This window comes from Rugosimonospora acidiphila (assembly GCF_039543385.1).
In the GTDB taxonomy this organism is placed as follows: Bacteria; Actinomycetota; Actinomycetes; order Mycobacteriales; family Micromonosporaceae; genus Rugosimonospora; species Rugosimonospora acidiphila.
Genome location: NZ_BAABJQ010000002.1, coordinates 72,580 through 92,434, shown reverse-complemented (window position 1 = coordinate 92,434; position 19,855 = coordinate 72,580). Strand labels below are relative to the sequence as shown.

Below are 19,855 nucleotides of genomic sequence, written 5' to 3'. Positions count from 1 at the left end.
GGCCGCCCCGGTGTTCCTGACGTTCTCGCTGCACCGGACCCGATCACGGCCGAGCTATCGATCGCTGTGATAATCATCGCCGTCTACCCGGCGTTGATAATGATCGAAAATTTCATATAGTTCTCCTCTGCTATACATCTGGCGGATGCATGCATACGGGGGAGACATGCTCGGGCTGGACCGCGTCCACGGACGCAAGGATCGCCGACTTCGGACACTGCGCGACCGCGCGTTACGGGTGAGCGCCATCCTCGTGACGCTGTCGCTGCTGCTCGTGGAGGCCAGCGACGGCGGAGGCGTGCCGGTCACCTCGACGTGGCCGTTGCCGCACTTCGGTGGTGGAGGCGGTCATCACCGCGTCGGGGCAATGCCGGCGCAGCGCTGGGGATCGGCGGCCGGTCAACAACATCTCGTCGGTTCCTCGGGCAACCACACGCAGCCCTCCACGCTGCGCTCGACCTATCCGCTGCACGACGCCGCGCCGCCGCCCAAACCGAAGCCGAACACCGCGTCGGTGGTCGCACCGCCGCCGAGCACCGTTCGCGGGTACGACCCGAAGACGAGCATGCCGGAGTCCGGGCACCGGGGCGCGTACGACACCACGTACGCGAACACTGACGGCACCGAGACCACCGAGTTCTCCAGTACGCCGGTGAACTACCGCAGCACCGACGGCAGCTGGGCGCCGATCGATCCGCGCCTGGTGCCGGCCGGTGGGGGATGGCGCAACGCCGCGGACTCGGTGGGTGTGCGGCTGGCCGGGCGGGCCGACGCGGCCGACCTGGCCAGCGTGTCGTTCGACGCGGGCCACGCGATGGCGTTCGCGCTCCAGGGCGCCGCCGGGGTCGCCGGCGCCGCGTCCGGCAGCGCGGTGACCTACCCGGGCGCGCGCCCCGGCGTGGACGTGGAGTTGCAGTCGGTGGACGGCGGGGTCAAGGAGACCCTCGTCCTGCACTCGGCGCAGGCGCCCACCTCGTTCGTGTTCCCGCTGCACCTGACCGGCCTGTCCGCGCGGCTGTCGGGCGGCGACGTGGTGCTCAGCGACGCCTCCGGCGCCCCCCGGGCGGTGATCCCGGCCGGGTCGATGTCGGACGCGGCCGGCGCCCGGGACGGCGGGGCCGGCGTCACCTACCAGCTCACCGGGGCCGGTGCGAACCTCGCGCTGACAGTCACGCTGGACGCCGGGTGGCTGGCCGATCCGGCTCGCGCGTTCCCGGTGCGGGTCGACCCGAGCGTGGCCTCCTCGGCCGCGGACAGCAGCCTGGTGGTGAGCGGCGGGCACGGCGGATCGGGCAACAACGAGCTGCAGGTCGGCGACGTGGGCGGCTCCAACGCCAGCTCGTACATCAAGTTCGGTGGCCTGCCCTCCCAGCTGCAGTACCACACCATCTACGGTGCCCAACTGCAGGTGGTCAACTACGACGCGGAGTCGTGCAAGGCGCGCCCGGTCAGCGTGTACCCGGTCACCTCGTCGTGGTCGTCGAACGACAGCAGCGCCCCGTCCGTCGGCTCCGCGTTGACCAGCAAGTCGTTCGCGTACGGGCACATCGGTCTCGGGCAGTCGCAGTCGAGCTGCCCGACCAGCGCGGTGCTGTTCGACCTCGGGAATGCCGGCCGCAAGCTGGTGCAGGGCTGGGTCAACGGGCAGCCGAACTACGGTCTGGCCTTCAAGGCCCCGAGCGGCGAGAGCGACACGTGGAAGGCATTCGCCGGCACGAGTACGGCGAACGCGCCGAAGCTGTACGTGACGCACAGCCCGTACAACGCGACGTACTCGATTCCGAGCCCGGTGCCCAACCCGCCGGTGTTACAGAACCAGAACGGCACCGTCAAGGTGACCGTCACCAACCTCAGCGCCGCGGCCTGGACGCCCGGCAACTACTACCTGGCCTACCGCGCCTACAACGAGGACACCGGCAAGGCGGTCACCCAGCAGCGCGCTGCCAACCTCACCAGCACCGTGGCCCGCAACGCGAAGGTGACCCTCGACGCCACCATCAAGGCGCTGCCGCCGGGCAAGTACTTCCTGGACTTCACCATGGTGCGCACCGGCGGCCCGGTGTTCACCGACGAGCAGGTGCCGCCCGGCCGCATCGTGATCCAGGTGTTCGACATCCCGCCGGTGTTCCAGGCGCTGTTCCCGCCCAACGGGTACCAGGCGCAGACGTTGACCCCGCAGCTGTGGGCCAACGCGCTGGACATCGACGCCCCACCGGGCAGCTCGTTGCAGTACAGGTTCGAGGTCTGCGAGCAGGACGCCTCGGGCAACCCGGTCAACTGCACGACCACCGCTTACCAAAAGACTCCCGAGTGGACGGTGCCGGCCGGGCAGCTGAAGTGGAGCAAGACCTACCTGTGGCGGTCCTTCGTCAAGGACGCCAGCAACGAGGTGGCCTCGGACCGGTCCGCCCTGCTGACCTCGGTGCCGCAGCCGGAAATCACCTCGCACGTGGCCAACGCACCCTACGGCACCCAGGACAAGGAGTACGACCCGCAGGTCGGCAACTACAGCACCGCCGCGGTCGACGCGTCCGAGGCCACCGTGGGACCGGCGCTGACGGTGGTGCGTACGTATAACAGCCTGGACCCGCGGCGTACCTCGCTGTTCGGTGCGGGGTGGACCACCCAGTACGACATGAAGCTGGTGCCCGACAACGACGGTACCGGCAACGTCGTGGTGTCCTATCCGGACGGTGAAGAGGTCCGGTTCGGCAAAAATCCGGACGGCAGTTACGCGCCACCGGCCGGCCGCGACGCGCAACTGACCCCGGACGGCACCGGCGGCTGGAAGCTGCTCGACAAGACCGGCAGCAGCTACCAGTTCGCCGCCGGCGGCCGGCTCGCGAAGATCACCGATGTCGCGCTGCGCTCGGTCGTGCTGACCTACGACAACACCGGCAAGCTGACCAAGGCGCAGGTGTCCAACAGCCAGACCAACACCGCCGGCCGGTCGCTGACGTTCACCTGGAGCGGCGCGCATGTGGCCACGGTCAGCACCGACCCGGTCGACGGGGCCAGGCTGACGTGGAACTACACCTACACCGGGGACCTGCTCACGAAGGTGTGCGCGCCCGGGTCGGTGTGCACCGGCTACGACTACGAGACCGGGTCGCACTACCGCAGTAGCGTGCTGGACGACCGACCCGAGTCCTACTACCGGCTCGGTGAGTCCGGCGGCACCGCGGCGGGCAGCCAGATCGCGGTTAACCTGGGCAAGGACGCCGGCACGTACCACAACGTGACGCTGGGCACCACCGGCAGCCCGTTGGCCGGCAGTGCCGACACCGCGGGCACGTTCAACGGCACCTCGTCCTATCTGGACCTGCCCGAGGGGCTGCTCAAGAAGAGCCGGGACGCGGCGGTCGAGCTGTGGTTCAAGTCCCCCGTGACCAGCAGCGGCGGGCCCCTGGTCGGGTACCAGGACAAGGCCGTCGGGCAGGCGTCCACGCTCGGCGTGCCGGTGCTCTACCAGGGCATGGACGGCAAGCTGCACGGCCAGTTCTGGACCGGCACCGCGGCGCCGATCAGCTCCACCAAGCTGGTCAACGACGGCAAGTGGCACCACGCGGTGCTGTCGGAGATGGGCAACACCCAGACGCTGTACCTGGACGGCGCGGTGATGGGGACGCTGACCGGGTCCCCGGGCGACACCTCCACGTTGACCTACAACCAGGTGGGTGCCGGCTACGCGTCGTCGCCCACGTCCTGGCCGGGCTGGGGCAGCACGGCACAGCGGTACTACAACGGCGTGGTCGACGAGGTGGCCACCTACACCCACCCGTTGGGTCCGACCGCGGTCGCCGCCCACTACCAGTACGGCACCACCGCCGCCGACCAGCTGACCACGGTGACGCTGCCCAGCGGCAAGGTCGCCACCCAGGTCGGGTACGACACGGACACCGACCGGGTGACCACCTACACCGACGACAACGGCGGCACCTGGACGATCGGCGCGCCCGTCGTCTACGGCGGCGACACCGACCTGCGCCGCGCCGTGGAGGTCCTCGACCCGTCCGGCCGGCCCTACCTGTACGAGTACGACGCGCTCGCCGGGCGGATGGTGCGTTCGGGCTCGCCGCTGGGCCTGACCATCAAGGACGAGGACAAGGCCGGCTACACGCCACCAACCACGGCGCCCACCCCGACCCCGAGCCAGGTGTGCACCAGCCCCGACCCGGGCGACCCGCAGTTCTGCACCACGATTCCGGGCGATGCCGACGGTCCGGTCTTCGTCGGGCACGACCTCGACGGCATGGCGATCCGCACGTTCGGCTACGACGCCAACGGTTTCCAGAACCAGGTGACGAACGAGAACGGCGACACGGTCACCATGACCTACGACGCCCGCGGCAACGTCACCTCCACCACGACGTGCCGGACGAGGACGACACCGTCGCAGTGCCAGACCTCGTACAACACCTACCCCACGGTCACCAGCCCGTTCGACCCGCGCAACGACGTGCCGATCCAGACCAGGGACGCCCGTTCGGCCAGCGCCACCGATAACACCTACCGCACCTCGTACACCTACAGCTCGACCGGTGAGGTGGCCACCCAGACCAACCCGGACAACGGAACCACCTTCAACACCTTCACCACCGGCGCCGAGGCCGCCTACGGTGGCGGCGCGATGCCACCGGGCCTGCTGCTCAAGAGCACCGATCCGCGCAATGCGATCACCAAGTACAGCTACTACGCCAACGGCGACCTGGCCCAGTCCGTCGACCCGTCGGGGCTGACGACCACGTTCACCTACGACGCCCTCGGCCGCAAGGTCAGCGAGACCGAGGTGTCCAGCGCCACCCCGTCGGGCGTCACCACCACCTACACCTATGACGCGTTGTCGCGACTGGTAAGCACGACCGAGCCACCCACCACCGACGTGGTCACCAACGTGCAGCACCAGGGCCGCACCACCAACACCTACGACGCCGACGGGAACCTCACCAGGACGGACGTCGCCGACCTGCTCGGCGGCGACCCGACCCGCACCACCACCTACGACTACGACGACCACGACCGCCTCGTCCGCGTCACCGACGCGCTGGGCAACGAGACCAGCTACGGGTACGACGACTTCGGCAACCGCACGTCCATGGTGGACGCCAACGGCAACGAGTACGAGTACGGGTACACCGCGCGCAACATGATCGCCGAGATCCGGCTGCGCGACTGGCACGACGACCCGGACGGTGCCGGCGACGCGGGGCCGGGCGACGAACTGGTGCTGCACTCCTACGCGTACGACTTCGCCGGCCGGATGGTCAGCGACACCGACGCGATGGGCCACCACCTGGAGTACGCCTACTACGACGACGACCTGCTCAAGTCCATCACCCTCAAGGGGATGCACAACCCGGACGGCAGCACCAGGGACTACGTGGTGGAGTCCGATTCCTACGACGCCGCGGGCAACCCCACCCAGCAGGTCACCGGCAACGGCAGCGTCACCACGGCGTCCACCTACGGGGCAAACGGCCAGGTGGCCAGCACCGTGGTCGACCCCGGCGGCCTGTCCCGCGCCACGGCCTTCACCTACGACCAGGACGGCAACGTCACCGAGGTCCGGACCTCGGGCAACCCCTCGAACGTACCGTGGGCGGTGTCGGCCACCCCGGAGGTCGTCGACTACAACTACGACCTGTCCGGCAACCAGACCCGGCAGACCCAGACCGCGGGCGGCGCGACCCGGGTCACCACCTACAACTACGACCCCCGGGGTCTGCTCACCTCCACCGTCGACCCGCGGGGCAACGTCTCCGGCGCCGATCCGACCCAGTACACCACCACCTACCAGTACGACGCGCTCAACCGGCCGACCACGGTGACCATGCCCGCGGTGGCCACCGAGCACGACGGCCAAGCGCCGGTCACCACCAATCCGACCCAGCTGACCGGGTACGACACCTTCGACGAGCCGGTCGAAACGCAGGACGAACTCGGCAACGTCACCCGGGTGGGCTACGACGCGCTGGGCCGCCAGACCTCGGTCACCGAGCCCCCGTACAAGCTGCCGGCCGGCTCCACCATCACGCCGGTCTCGTCCAGCCAGTACGACGCGCTGGGCAACGTCACCGAGTCCAAGGACCCGCGCGGCAACGTCACCAAGTACACCTACGACCGGCTCAACCGGATGGTCACCCAGGACGAGCCGAGCGCCACCAACGACGACCGCGCCGTGTGGCACTACACCTACACGCGCACCGGCGACGTGCTGTCGGTGACCGACCCGACCGGGGCGCGCGTCGAGACCACCTACGACGACCTGGATCGCCCGGTCACCCTCACCGAGGTTGAGCGCAAGCCGACCGCGGTCAACCTCACCACCCGATACACCTACGACGACGCCGGCGACGCCACCTCGGTCGTCTCCCCGACCGGAGCGACCACCACCAGCGAGTACGACAAGGCCGGCGAGCTGACCCGCAGCACCGACCCGTCCCACGTGGTCACCCAGTACGGGTACGACTTCGACGGCCGGCAGGTGCGCCAGACCGACGGAATGGGCCGCACCTCGCAGAGCGTGTACGACGGTTTCGGCCTGCTGAGCAGCGACTCGGACCTCGACGCTCAGGGCAACGTCCTGCGCACCGAGCACTACGGGTACGACCAGGCCGGCAACCTGACCACCGCGACCGACCCGCAGAAGCACGACACCACCTACACCTACGACGCGCTCGACCAGCTGACCAGCCAGACCGAGCCGGTGACCGACAGCTCGTCGATCACCACCAGCTTCGGGTACGACGCGGCCGGCGAGCGTACCCGCTACACCGACGGGCGCCAGAACTCGACCATCTACACCTTCAACAGCCTGGGCCTGCCGCAGGCGGTCATCGAACCGGCCACCGACACCCAGCCGGCGCTGGCCGACCGCACCTGGACGGCGACCTATGACGCCAACGGCAACCCGGTCGCGATGACCGCACCGGGCGGCGTCACCGACCAGCGGACCTTCGACGCGGCCGACCGACTGACCGCCGAGACCGGTACCGGCGCCGAGGCGCAAACCACGGACCGGGCACTCGACTACGACCTGGCCGGCCGGCTGACCAAGGCCAGCGCGCCCGGCGGCACCGACACCTACACCTATGACGACCGCGGGCTGATGCTGAGCGCGGCCGGCCCGTCCGGCACGGCCAGCTTCGGCTACGACGGCGACGGCCAGGTGACCAGCCGCACGGACGCGGCCGGCACCGCCACCTTCGGCTATCTCAACGGACGCCTGAACACCGAGACCGACGGCCTGACCGGAGTGACCCAGACCCTCGGGTACGACGCGTCCGGGCAACTGTCCACCGTGGACTACGGCGCCGGCCGGGTGCGCACCTACGGGTACGACGATTTCGGGCGCACCGACTCGGACACCCTGCGCAACGGCGCCGATCAGACGGTGTCGTCGATCGGGTACGGGTACGACTCGAACGACGATCTGACCAGCAAGACCACCGCCGGTACGGCGGGCGCCGCCCAGAACACGTACGGGTACGACTACGCCGGCCGGTTGACCTCGTGGACCAACGGCAGCGCCGGCACCACCCAGTACGACTGGGACGCGTCCGGCAACCGCACCCGTGCCGGCGACAAGACCGCCACGTACGACCAGCGCGACCGGGTGCTCTCCGACGGCGAATACTCCTACGACTACGACGCCCGCGGCGACCTCACCTCCCGGACCAGCTCCGGGTACACCGAGGACTTTTCGTTCGACGCCTTCGACCGGCTCATCTCAGACGACGGCAACGGCTACAGCTATGACGGCCTGGATCGGCTGGCCACCCGCAACGACACCACGTTCGACTACGCGGGCCAGGACGACCAGCCGGTCTCCGACGGCACCACCGACTACGCCTACGGCGCCCTCGACGAACTGCTCGCGATCGGTCAGGGCCAGCAGGATCAGCAGGATCAGCTGGCAGTCACCGACCAGCACGGCGACGTGGTCGGCGGCTTCGACCCGGACGACACCACGCTGAGCGGCCTGTCCTCGTCCACCGCGTACGACCCGTACGGCAACGTCATCGCCACCGACGGCAGCGACGGCAACCTCGGGTACCAGGGGGAGTGGACCGACCCGGACACCGATCAGGTAAACATGGGCGCCCGCTGGTACGACCCGAGCAGCGGCACCTTCGACTCCCGTGACGACGTCGACTACACCTCCGGCGATTCCATCCTGGCCAACCGCTACACCTACGCGGCCGGCGACCCGATGGACGAGACCGACCCGGACGGCCACTGGCCCTCCTGCGGCTGGTGCCACAAGGCCGCGCACGCCGTCACCTCGACGGTGAAGAAGGCCGCGAGCACCGTCTACCACGCGGCCGTCACGGTGGCCAACTACGCCTGGTCGGCCGTCAAGACGGTCGCGCACGCCATCTCCTCGGCCGCGAAGTGGGTCTACGACAAGGCCAAGGCCGCGGTCAAATACGTGGCGAGCAAGGTGGTCTCGGCCGCCAAGTGGGTCTACAACAAGGCCGCCGCCGCCGCCCAATGGGCGGCCCAGAAAGCAGCCCAGGCGAAGGCCGCGGCGCTCGCGGCCGCGAAACACGTCACCGCGGTCGCCAAGAGCGCGGCCAAGTGGGCGGCCGACCACAACCCGTTGCCGGCGCTGGCCGCCGCGGTCAAGCCCATCTACTCCGGGCTGAAGAAGGTGGTCTCCGCCTCGGCCCACGTGGCCGCCTCGGTGGTGTCCACCGTGCGGGACGTCGTTCAGGATGTCGCCAAGTCCGTCAAGGTGATCTACCAGCAGGCGGTGCAGGCGGCCGGCGTCGTGGTGCAGGCCGTCGACACCGCGGCGCAGGCGGTGTCCGAGTTCGCCCAGGAGCACGCCGGCGAGATCGCCGGCATCGCGGCCGGCGCGCTGGTCGGCATCGGCTGTGGCGTGGCCATCGGTTGGACCGGCGTCGGCGCGGTCGGCTGCGCGGCGCTGGCCGGCGCGGTCGGCGGCGCCGTGGCCAACGCGATGAACTGTCCACCGGGCCACTCGATCGCCGGCTGCGCGGCCATCGGTGCGGTGGCCGGTGGGGTCGGCGGCGCGATCGCCGCGGCGACCGGGGGCCTCGGCGGCGGCTTCGCCGTGGCGATGCTCGGCGGCGGCCTGGCCGCGGCCGGCAGCGACGCCACCACCCAGCTGCTGACCACCGGCCACATCAATGCCGGGGAAGTCCTCGAACAGGGCGTGGTGGGCGCCGCCACCGGCGGCCTGCTGCACGGCGCGGGCAAGCTGGCGAGCGGCGTCTGCGGCGGGAACAGCTTCGCGGCCGGCACCGAGGTGCTGATGGCCGACGGCAGCCACCGGCGGATCGAGGACGTGCGGATCGGCGACAAGGTGATCGCCACCGACCCGACCACCGGGAAGACCTCGGTCCAGCCGGTCACCGATGTCATCACCGGTACCGGCAAGAAGAGCCTCGTCTCGATCGCGGTCGCAGCCGTGTCCGGCGTGGGCGCCGGGGGTTCGGCCGGGACGGTGGCGGCCAGCGCGGCCGCGACCGGCGCCGGTGGCCAGCACGCGAACGGTTTCGTCATCGCCACCGCCAACCACCCGTTCTGGGTGGACGACCGGGGCCAGCCGATCAGCCACGACCCGACGGCGGGCGGGCACTGGGAGGACGCCTACTCGCTGACCCCCGGGCAGCGGCTGGAGGGCCAGAACGACACCGACGCGTCGGTGGTCTCCACCGACGCGTACACGCTGACCACCACGGTCTACAACCTCACGATCGACGGTGTCCACACCTATTACGTACTCGCTGGCGACACCCCGGTCCTCGTCCACAACTGCGCGACGTTCGTTCCGAAGGACGCCGGCCACCGGCTGACCTACGACCTGCGGGACGCCGAAGGGAATTCCAAGGTGTCCGGCAGCCTGTGGAGTGGCAACACCACGCCCGAGGAGAGCCAGGTCCCGGGCGGCTGGAACCGACAGGCCGTCACGAACACCGAAAACCGGCTGATGCGAATGTTCGGGCTGCCGGCGAAACAAAATATTCCCAACGATCCGTACTTCGGGCTGCATGCTGACGTACCGGTCGAGGAGGGCGACACGCTGCACCTGTGGGGCGAGCTGGATCCGTGCGGCCGGTGTAAGAACTTGATGAGCGAGTTCATCGAGGGCATGGGTGCCGACATCCAGTACCACGGGCCGAGCGGCACCTGGCCGAAATGATGGTTGGGAGTCACAGATGAACCTTTCGGCAAACCAGATTCAGGAGGAAGAGTCCAGCGCGCGCGGCGACTACTACGCGCTGGCCTTGTTCCGGGAAGAGGCCAACGGCGACGTCTCTGGCCTGGAGTTTCAGCGAGGAGTCGGCGGAATTTACGGGGACGGGCGGGCCGGATCGCCGCCCTACTGCGTGGTTACCGCCGACCATCGCACCTACTACGGCGGAGTGCGGACGGTGACCTGGCGGGACTCATCGGTGGAGGTGGACCTCACCGACGAGGCTCGCGAGGTACTCAGGCTGCCCGCCCGGGTGGTGCTGGAACTGCAGCTGGGCGCCGAGGATATCGGGCGGGTGAGGAACGGGTTACTGCGTGTGTTCCACGCCGACGATCCGGAGATGCTTCAACCCAACCTGGTCGGGTTCGACTAGCACGCTGCCGTGCCGGCGTCGAAACCTGCCGGCGCGGTCAACGTGCCCGTCGCGTCCGCGACGGGCAACATATCGGGGAAAGGGCGCCATGGCTCATCGTCAGTTAATCCGCCTGCTCAGTACGGCCTCGGTGGCCGCCGCAGCGACCGCCTTCGTGGTCGCCGGTGTGGCGCCGTCGCCGGCCGACGCCGCCACCGCGTGCGTCGCGCCCGACCTGTACACACACCACATCGTGTACCCCGCCGCCGCCACGGGCGGCGCCGACGTTGCCGGGGCGAAGTTCGGGTCGGCGGTCGTGGTCGCCGACTTCAACAAGGACGGCTTCGCCGACGTGGCCGTCGGCGCGCCAGCCGACAAGGTGGGCAGCGCGGCCTCCGGCACGGTCACGGTGTTCAACGGTTCGGCCGCCGGGCTGTCGACCACCGGTAAGCGGCTCACCCAGACCAACATCGGCGCCGGCAACGAGGCCGGTGACAAGTTCGGCGCGGCGCTGGCCGCCGGCGACTTCAACAAGGACGGGTACGTCGACCTGGCCGTGGGCATCCCCGGCGAGGCGGTCGGCACCGCGACCGGCTCCGGCGCTGTCGCCGTCTTCCCCGGCTCGGCGAGCGGCCTGAACACCGGAACCTTCTACGGCCAGACCACCGGCGGTGCCAGCGACGAGGCGGGGGACGCCTTTGGTTCCGCGCTCGCGGCCGGTGACCTCAACGGTGACGGGTACGCCGACCTGGCCATCGGGGCACCGGGTGAGGCGCCCGGCGGCGGTACCGTCCACAGTGGATCGGCATCCGTCTACAAGGGATCGTCGACCGGCGTCGTGCGTGGCTGGGGGGTCGACCAGTCCGATGCGCAGGGCACGAACGAGGCCGGTGACAAGTTCGGCACCTCCCTGGCGATCGGGAACGTGACCGGGGACAGCCACGCAGACCTGGTGGTCGGGACCCCCGGCGAGGCACCCGGCGACGAGCCGGCCGGCAGCGGCGCGATCTACGTGATCCCCGGCGCCAGCGGCGGCAAGGGCGCCGGATTCGGCCGCAGCCAGGGCAGCGACGGCGGCGCCAGCGAGACCGGCGACGCGTTCGGCACTGCGGTGGCCGTCGGCAACTTCGACAAGGACGGCTTCGCCGACATCGCGGTCGGCATCCCCGGCGAGGCTCCGGCCACCGCGCCGGCCGGCGGCTCGATCGCCATCTTCCCCGGCGCGTCCTCGCAGGTCGCCGCCGGGTACACGCTGGATGAGTCGTACACCGGTGAGGTGATCGGGGCCGGTGACAAGTTCGGCGCCTCGCTGGCGACCGGGGACGTGGACAAGGACGGGTACGCGGACCTGCTGATCGGCGCGCCCGGCAAGTCGTACGGGACGGCGACCGGCGCGGGCGACGCGTACCTGTTCGGCGGTGGCCCGCGGCAGACCGGCTCGACCCGCAGCCTCAACCTCGGCCGGCGCCTGGGGCAGACCGACGTGAGCGAGGGCAACGAGACCGGTGACGCGTTCGGCGCCGGGGTCGCGCTCGGCGACATCACCGGGGACGGCAAGGCGGAAGCGGCCGTCGGCGCGTCCGGTGAGGCGGGGAGCGGCACGCCGGCCTCCGGCAACGTGGTGGCGCTGACCAACCTGGCGCCGCGCGAGGCCGCGGCGGTGGATCTGCAGAAGTTCACCCCGACGGTCGCCATGCAGGCGCCCGCGAACGGGGGATCGGCGGGCACCATCGAGTACGCCTACACCAACAACGTCGGCTGGCTGCTGCACGGCCACCAGACCGACCCGAACAACGTGCTGTCGGTGCAGTGGACGGTCATCTCCGGCACGCTGGCGCTCACCGGCACTCCGTCGCTGGCCGGACAGGCCGACGGCAAGCTGGCCGTGGTGGCCCACAACGCCGACGGCACCATCGCGGTGAACACCGAGACCAGCAACGACCCGGCGGTCTGGGGTGCCTGGAGCGACCCGGCCGGCCCGATGGCCTCGGAGCCGGCGATCGCCCGCCAGACCGACGGCACCCTGGTCGCCTTCGCGGTCGACGCGAGCGGCGTGCTGTGGGCGCTGCCGGAGAAGGCGGCCAACGGCGGGTACGCCTCCTGGGTCAGCCTCGGGGTCGGCGGCCTGTCCGGTACCCCCGTGGTGGTGCCGGTCGCCAGCGGGCTCCAGGTGTTCGCGCTGACCCCGTCCGGGGCGGTGACCACCGTTCTGTACGCGAGCAACCGCACCACGTCCGGCTGCACCACGCTGGCCGGCTCCGGCTTCACCGGCCAGCCCTCGGTCATCGCCTACCCGGGCAACCGGTTGGCCATCTTCGCGCGGGCGGCCGACGGCTCGATCCAGACCGTGAAGCAGGATGCCACCGGCGCGTTCCCGGAGACCTGGGACACGATCGGCACGTTTACCGCGGCCGGGCCGCCGGCCGCATTGCTGAGCCCGTCAACCGGTAAGACCGAGCTGGTCGCCCGGGGTGCCGACGGTGCGATCTGGAGCACCGGCGAGACCATCCAGGGCTCGGGAGAGTGGCGGGACTGGGTGAGCGTCAGCACGGTGGGTGATGTCGCGGCGACCGACCCGACGGTCTTCCAGTACTCCACCGGGACCGACCCCACCTGGGCGTTCGTGTTCCGCAACGACAACAACGACACGCGCATCTACGAGGCGCGCTCGACGGGCGTGGGGGCACAGGCGGCCAGGGTCGCCGGCCCGGCTCGGACGGGCTTCACGGCGCAGACCCTGCCGGCGCCCCCGACCACCGCTACCCAGGGCTGATGAGTGAGGGTCCGGGCGGGGGACACCCCGCCCGGACCCCCCGACCAGGTCGCGGCCGGAGTCTCGGAACTGGGTCCGGTCAGGCGACCGAATGGGTGATGGTCCCGGTATAGGTACCGGAGAGCGCCGTGGCCGGGACGGTGACGATGACGGTCGGTTTCCAGGAGGCCGAGTTGTTCCCGACGCCCGCGGTCAGGTTGAACGCGGTGCGAGTGGTCGACAGCACCACGGCACTGGAGGCCGTGCCCTGTCCGGCGATGAACACGCCGACGCCGCTGGTCGCGGTGGCGGTGCCGGACCAGTAGCGGATGTTGGCCTTGCCGATCGTCGCGGCCGGGGTGGCGGGGCCGGTGGTGAAGTCGGTGCTGCTGACGGTCGCGGTCCAGGCGGCGACCAGGTTGCCTCGGGTGTCGGAGACCGTAACGGTGCCGAGCGAGCCGGTAAGTGTGCCGCTGGCACGGGTCGAGCCGAGATTGACGTTGGCGGGCGCCGTGATCGACAGTGTGCCGGCAGCGAGGATCGAGATGGTGGAGGTATCGACGACTGCCGGCTCGGCGGGCACTGCGATGGCCGTGCCGACGAGGGCCGCGAGCACGGTGAGTGTCACGATGGAAGCGATCGTCCGAACTATCTTCATTATCCCGATGATGGCGAGCTAACAGTAGGGCGGCTCCACCGTGCCGGAACGCACCCGGGCCCAGTCGCCTTTTACCGCCCCGTCACCCGATCGTGTCCGGGTCCGTGCCGGGCGCGTCCCGGGGCGCGATCCGGCGTCGAACTGGCCGGCGCCGACCGCTGCGTACTGTCGTACATATGACCTCTGATCGAGATGACCGCTCGATGCGGGAGCGGATGCTCGCGGGCGACCTGTACCTCGCCGACGACCCAGAACTGGCCGAGCACATGCTGCGTGCGGCGGAGTTGATGGAGGCGTTCAACGCGGCGCCGGCCCGGGACGCGCAGGGGCGACGGGCACTGCTCACCCAACTGCTCGGCGCCCTCGGCGAGGGCACCGAGATCCGGCCGCCGATCCGGGTCGACTACGGCAGCAACCTGCGCATCGGCGCCCGATCGTTCGCGAACTTCGGCCTCGTCGCACTCGACGTCGCACCGATCACCATCGGCGACGACGTGCAGATCGGCACGAACGTGCAGCTGCTCACCCCGACACACCCGGTGGATCCGGAGCCACGCCGGGCCAAGTGGGAGGCCGCGAAGCCGATCGTCATCGGCGACAATGTCTGGCTCGGCAGCGGGGCGATCGTCCTGGCCGGCGTCACCATCGGGGACAACACCGTCGTCGGCGCCGGCGCGGTGGTCACCCGCAGCCTGCCGGCGAACGTGGTCGCGGTCGGCAACCCCGCCCGCGTAATCCGCACGATCGAAACGGCGCCGCAGTGAGCCGTTCCACCACTGCGCATTCCGCCGGCCGGCGGCCGCGCCGCCACGACCCCGGTCGGCGGGACCGTCTCATCGACGCCGCGCTCGGCGTCATCGCCGAACACGGCGTCGCCGCTACCACCCATCGGGAGATCGCCCGCGCCGCCGACGTGCCACTGGGCTCGATGACCTACCACTTCGCAAGCCTCGACGAGATCCTCGCCGAGGCGTTCACCCGGCACGCCGACGCGGTGGCCACGGTCTTCGACCAGCGCCTGCGAGCAGCCCCCGACCGGGAGTCCGCCATCGAAGCCGTGATCGCCGTCATCTCAGACCAGCTACTCGGCGGCGAGCGCGACCTCATCCTCGCCGTCGAGCTCTACCTTGCCGCCGCGCGCAAGCCCGCCCTCAGGGCCGTGACCCAGGCCTGGATGCAACGCAGCCGGCGTGCCCTGGAGTATCACTTCGACCCCACCACCGCTCGCGAGGTTGACGCGCTGATCGAAGGGCTTGTCCTGCACAGCGCCCTGTCCACCGAGCCGATGACACCCGAGCAGATCCGGCATGCCATCCACCGGTATCTCAACTGACGCGACGATCCTCGCACGTGGCCGGCAGTCGATGGCGGGCGATCATTACCAGCCCTCAGGCCTTACGCCGCTCCTGCTGGCCGCCGGTGCGGCGGTAGTGCTCGGCGATCTCGTCGCTGGTGGTCAGCCAGATGTCCGGTTGCGCCGCGAGGAAGGCCAGCGCCTGATCCAGGTACTTGGCCCGAAACGGTTGACCGGTCACGAACGGGTGCAGGGCCAACGCCATCACCCGGCCGCTGTCGGCGGAATCGGCGTGCAACTGCTCATACTGGTCCTTCACGATCTGCAGGAATTCGGGTCCAGTGGTGCCCTTGCCGAACAGCCCGAGGTCGTTGAGTTCGAGCGTGTACGGGACGCTCATCAGGCCGGGGACGTTCAGCTCGTACGGCTGGTCGTCGTTGGTCCAGTCCAGCACGTAGCTCAGGCCGAGTTCGGCGAGCAGCGCCGGGGTGTTGAGCGTCTCGGTCAGCCCCGGTCCCATCCAGCCTCGCGGGCGCTGGCCGGTGGCATCCGCTATGGTGTCGACGATCTCGGTGAGCACGTGGCGTTCGTCGTCCAGCGACATGCCGGTGTGCAGGATGGAGTTTGTCTTTCCGTGGGCCAGCCAGGCCCAGTCGCGGCTGCGCCCGGCCTCGATGATCTGCGGGTACCGCTGCGCCACCATGGAGTTCAGCAGCACGCTGGCCCGGATACCGTGCCGGTCCAGGATGTCCATCGTGCGCCACACCCCGACCCGTGCCCCGTAGTCGCGCCACCCGTAGTTGAGCGCGTCCGGGACGAGGTCCGCGGTGCCGGGCCAGATGCTGGTGGAGGGGCGGTCGAGCAGGAAGTGCTCGACGTTGAGGCCGATGTACGCGGCCACCCGGGCTCCGCCCGGCCAGCGGATCGCCGGACGTTGGGTGATGGGGCGGTAGTCGAAGAGTGTCGGTTCGCTGGTCTGGGACAGATCGGTGTTCGTCATGCCGACACGGTAGAAGTTAACATCAGTGTCAGCTGCAAGCGTGAGGAGTGTGATGAGGATCGGGGAACTCGCGCGGCGCACCGGAGTCAGCGAGCGGTCGTTGCGGTATTACGAGCAGCAGGGGTTGTTGGCGGCCGATCGCACGTCCGGTGGCCAGCGGGACTATCCCGAGCAGGCGGTCGACCGGGTGGTGCGCATTCAGGAGCTGTTCGCCGCGGGGCTGCACAGCAAGAAGATCGGGCAGTTGCTGCCGTGCATGCGAGACGCCGACGGAGGCCCCTCGGAGATAGCCACCCCGCAACTGGTCACCGACCTGACCGGTGAACGGGAGCGCATCGACCGGATGATCGCCGACCTGGCCAACTCCCGTGACGTGCTCGACGAGGTGATCAGCGCGGCGTCTCTCGGCGTGTAGGCGGCGACCCGATTCGTGACCCACCTCCACGCACCGCGTGCCACCCGGGCCGGTGGGGAAGCCACCGGGGTGCCGACGTACGGGTGGCTCATCGTCGCCGCGCTGTCGGCGACCACGACCGTCGGGTACGGCGTGCTCTACTACGCGTACGCCGTGTTCCTCACCCCGATGGCCACCGCCCTGCACACCGGTACCACCGTCATCGCCGGAGCGTTGACCTGCTCGATCCTCGCCAGTGCCGCGGCCGCCGTACCGGTCGGACGGTGGCTGGACCGGCACGGCGCACGGGCCCTCATGACCGGCGGCTCCATCGCGGCCACCCTGCTCCTGCTCGCCTGGTCGAGGGTGCACACCATCCTCGCCCTGTACCTGGTGTGGACCGGTATCGGGGTGGCCACCGCCTGCGTGCTGTACGAGGCGGCCTTCGCCGTGGTCATCGCCTGGTTCCGTGAACGGCGCGGCACCGCGCTGCTGGCGGTGACCGTGGTGGCCGGCTTCGCCTCCAGCATCTTCCTGCCGCTGACCGGGCATCTCGTCGGCCGGTACGGCTGGCGCTCCGCCATCCTCGTCCTCGCCGCGATCCACGCCGCCATCACCATTCCGGGCCATCTGCTTGTCCGGCGCGCGCCCCGGCCGGTTGCCGATGAGCGGCAGGCACCGCCGGGTACTGCCGGGAAAACCCCGAGCGCGGCGGGCGCCGATCGGTCACGTGACGACGGTGAGCGGCGCCGCGTAGTGTCCGCGGCCGTGCGCGATCCCGGTTACTGGGCGCTGGCCGTCGCGTTCGTCGCCAGCAACGCCGCCGTCGCCGCCGTCGGGGTCCACCTCGTCGCGTACCTCACCGAACTCGGCCACACCCCGCAGTTCGCCGCCAACACCGCCGGGCTGTTGGGCATCCTGTCCGTCACCGGGCGCCTGGCCACCACGGCCACCATCCGCCGGGCCAGCCCCGCCACCGCCACCGCGGCCATGTTCGTCGTGCAGGCCGGTGCGGCGGCCTGCCTGCCGCTGGTGGGACGCGGGAACCTCGGCGCCGTCCTCGCCACGCTCGGCGTGGGGCTCGGCTTCGGTGTCTCCACCATCGCCCGCCCCGCCATCCTCGCCGACCGGTACGGCACCACCGCTTACGCCACCCTTTCGGGCATCCTCGCCGTACCGTTGACCGTGGCCAAGGCGCTCGCCCCCCTCGGGGCGGCGGCGATCCGGGACGCCACCGGTGACTATTTGTGGGTGGTCGAGGGCATCGCCGGGCTGTGCGTGGTGGCCGCCGCCGCGCTGCTGACCGTCCGGCGGGTGGACGGGTCCTCGGAGGCTTGACAGAGAGTGCCGATCGGCCCGTCAGGCCGCGTAGGAGCCCTTGACCGGCCAGGTCCCGCGAGAGCGCCGGATCCGCAGCAGTTTGACCAGGACGGCCGCGTAGTCCCGGTCCTCGTTCCCGTCCAGCGCCCGGCCCTGCTGGCTGTCCTTCAGGATGACCAGGCGGCGGTTCAGCTCCGGGTACCCGAAGACGTACTCGACCTCCCGGCCGTCGTCGCGGACCTTCTCGAAGTCCAGCAGTATCGCCATTCGACCGCTCCCGCCCCGCGCGCGTCGGATCGTCACCCGCATGTCCGCTGTCATCCTGTCAGAGACCCAACCAGCTTCGCCGCGGCAGCGGTGAGCGTCGCGGCCGGTGCCGCCGGTACGCTGAGGCCGGCCACCACAACGGGGAGGGAACCGGACGTGACGAGCCTGCTGATGAGGGCGGTGGCCGGGTACGTGCGGTTGACCGCCAAGCCGAGGTTCGCCACCGTCGCCGGCGCTCGCCGGATGCTGGCCGCGGCCAAGGGCCCGTCACAGCCTCCCGCCCGGCTGGGCAGACGGCATCGGGTGAGTCGGCGGCAGGTCAACGGCTTCGACTGCTGGACCGTCGCCCCGAACGACCGACCGGCCACCCGGGCGGTCATCTACCTGCACGGCGGCGGCTACGTCAACGAGATCGTCTCCCAGCACTGGGCTCTGATCTCCCGGCTGGCGCGGGCCGGCGTCCGGGTCGAGGTACCGATCTACGGGCTCGCCCCGCGGCACACCTACCGGGACGCGTACCCCTTGGTCACCGAGGTCTACCGCGACCTGATCGGCGAGGTGGACGCGGCAACGGTCAGCATCGCCGGTGACTCCGCCGGTGCGGGTCTGGCGCTGGGGTTCGCCCAGACCCTGGCCGGGGCCGGCCTGCCGGGGCCAGGGCGGCTGGTGCTGATCTCCCCGTGGCTGGATCTGACCCTGAGCAATCCGGACCTGCCCGCCGTCGAGGCGCGCGACCCGTGGCTGGCCAGGGCCGGGCTCATCGAGATCGGCACGGTGTGGGCCGGCGGCGACGATCCCGAGGACCCGCGGCTCAGCCCGGTCAACGGCCCACTGGCCGGGCTGCCCCCGACCGACGTCTACGTCGGTTCCCGCGACCTTTCCCTGCCCGACGCCGAGCTGCTGCGCACGCGGGCCGAGGCCGAGGGGTGGCAGCTCACCACGACGGTCGGCGAGGGCGCGGTACACGTCTATCCGCTGGTCCCGGCGCCCGAAGGCCGCAACGCCGCCGACGCGATCGTGAAATCGCTGTCCGCCGCCTGAAGGCTTGTCAGATCAGTCAATCGTCGGGGCAGTCAAGGACCGGGCGAGGAATCCGTTACGACGTGCGATCAGCCGTCGGAGGTAGGGAACCAGGACCAAGGTGGAGACCAACGCTCCGACTGCGCCCGCCGGGGCGGTGAACTCGACGACGTCGCGCATGAGCGTGGTGGTGGGGTCGCGGGGGTCGCAGGCGAAGACGTGCTCGTGTCGCCACCGACCGAATGGACCGCTGACCTGTTCATCGACGAAGCGGACCGGCCGTTGGTATTCGGTGATCCGCACGGTCATGCGCCACGGGATGCCGAAGTGGCGAGCGTGCCAGGTGACGACATCGTCCGCGCTCAGGCGCCCCGTCGTGACGCCCGCGACCGCACGTTCCGCGCTCCTTCCCATCGAGCGGGTATGCGTATCGACGTCGAGGCAAGCGTCGAACACCGCGTCCGGACCCGCCACGATGGTGGTGACCAGTTCGATTCGCGCCATTCTCCAAGGTTAGAACGCGCTGTGGCGGGACCCCTCCCGGCCCCAAATGGAGCCGGGAGGGGTCACCGG

At 70.3% G+C, this 19,855-nt stretch carries 12 protein-coding genes; 8 read left to right on the top strand and 4 right to left on the bottom strand.

What is annotated here, in order from left to right; genetic code table 11:
• The first annotated feature begins 145 nt into the window (after positions 1-145).
• The 3 genes from ABEA87_RS03405 (at position 146) to ABEA87_RS03395 (ending at position 13,350) form a co-directional block, all read left to right on the top strand.
• The gene (locus ABEA87_RS03405) at positions 146-10,171 is read left to right on the top strand and encodes an RHS repeat-associated core domain-containing protein (protein WP_345625917.1); all 10,026 of its coding nucleotides are present in this window, start codon (positions 146-148) and stop codon (positions 10,169-10,171) included.
• A 16-nt stretch (positions 10,172-10,187) separates the two neighbouring features.
• The gene (locus tag ABEA87_RS03400; RefSeq protein ID WP_345625915.1) at positions 10,188-10,598 is read left to right on the top strand and encodes a hypothetical protein; all 411 of its coding nucleotides are present in this window, start codon (positions 10,188-10,190) and stop codon (positions 10,596-10,598) included.
• A gap of 88 nt (positions 10,599-10,686) precedes the next feature.
• Positions 10,687-13,350, top strand: a complete 2,664-nt coding sequence (locus tag ABEA87_RS03395) for a hypothetical protein (protein ID WP_345625913.1) — start codon at positions 10,687-10,689, stop codon at positions 13,348-13,350.
• 79 nt (positions 13,351-13,429) lie between these two features.
• Here the strand turns inward: ABEA87_RS03395 and ABEA87_RS03390 are convergent, their stop codons facing one another.
• Positions 13,430-13,987, bottom strand: coding sequence for a hypothetical protein (locus tag ABEA87_RS03390; RefSeq protein ID WP_345625912.1), 558 nt, complete (start codon positions 13,985-13,987; stop codon positions 13,430-13,432).
• Between the two features lie 176 nt (positions 13,988-14,163).
• Between ABEA87_RS03390 and ABEA87_RS03385 the strand changes: the two genes are divergently transcribed.
• Together ABEA87_RS03385 and ABEA87_RS03380 are read left to right on the top strand one after the other, a co-directional pair.
• Positions 14,164-14,751: a sugar O-acetyltransferase gene (locus ABEA87_RS03385; protein WP_345625911.1), complete on the top strand. Its 588-nt coding sequence runs from the start codon at positions 14,164-14,166 to the stop codon at positions 14,749-14,751.
• A complete protein-coding gene (locus ABEA87_RS03380) occupies positions 14,748-15,320 on the top strand; it encodes a TetR/AcrR family transcriptional regulator (RefSeq protein WP_345625909.1) in 573 nt (190 codons plus the stop codon). The genes ABEA87_RS03385 and ABEA87_RS03380 overlap by 4 nt, the downstream gene beginning before the upstream one ends.
• Positions 15,321-15,375: 55 nt before the next feature.
• Here ABEA87_RS03380 and ABEA87_RS03375 read toward each other — a convergent pair whose 3' ends face one another.
• Positions 15,376-16,281: a polysaccharide deacetylase family protein gene (locus tag ABEA87_RS03375; RefSeq protein ID WP_345625907.1), complete on the bottom strand. Its 906-nt coding sequence runs from the start codon at positions 16,279-16,281 to the stop codon at positions 15,376-15,378.
• Positions 16,282-16,333: 52 nt separating this feature from the next.
• Between ABEA87_RS03375 and ABEA87_RS03370 the strand changes: the two genes are divergently transcribed.
• The gene (locus tag ABEA87_RS03370) at positions 16,334-16,696 is read left to right on the top strand and encodes a MerR family transcriptional regulator (protein ID WP_345625905.1); all 363 of its coding nucleotides are present in this window, start codon (positions 16,334-16,336) and stop codon (positions 16,694-16,696) included.
• Between the two features lie 15 nt (positions 16,697-16,711).
• Positions 16,712-18,013 (top strand): MFS transporter, encoded by a 1,302-nt coding sequence (locus tag ABEA87_RS03365; protein ID WP_345625903.1) that lies wholly within the window; start codon positions 16,712-16,714, stop codon positions 18,011-18,013.
• Between the two features lie 21 nt (positions 18,014-18,034).
• On the opposite strand, the gene ABEA87_RS03360 is transcribed toward ABEA87_RS03365, so the two are convergent.
• The gene (locus tag ABEA87_RS03360; RefSeq protein ID WP_345625901.1) at positions 18,035-18,262 is read right to left on the bottom strand and encodes a hypothetical protein; all 228 of its coding nucleotides are present in this window, start codon (positions 18,260-18,262) and stop codon (positions 18,035-18,037) included.
• A 156-nt stretch (positions 18,263-18,418) separates the two neighbouring features.
• Here ABEA87_RS03360 and ABEA87_RS03355 point away from each other — a divergent pair, with 156 nt between their 5' ends.
• Complete coding sequence (locus tag ABEA87_RS03355; RefSeq protein ID WP_345625899.1) at positions 18,419-19,303, top strand: alpha/beta hydrolase; 885 nt, start codon at positions 18,419-18,421, stop codon at positions 19,301-19,303.
• A 12-nt stretch (positions 19,304-19,315) separates the two neighbouring features.
• Here ABEA87_RS03355 and ABEA87_RS03350 read toward each other — a convergent pair whose 3' ends face one another.
• The gene (locus ABEA87_RS03350) at positions 19,316-19,786 is read right to left on the bottom strand and encodes an SRPBCC family protein (protein WP_345625897.1); all 471 of its coding nucleotides are present in this window, start codon (positions 19,784-19,786) and stop codon (positions 19,316-19,318) included.
• Between the last annotated feature and the right edge of the window lie 69 nt (positions 19,787-19,855).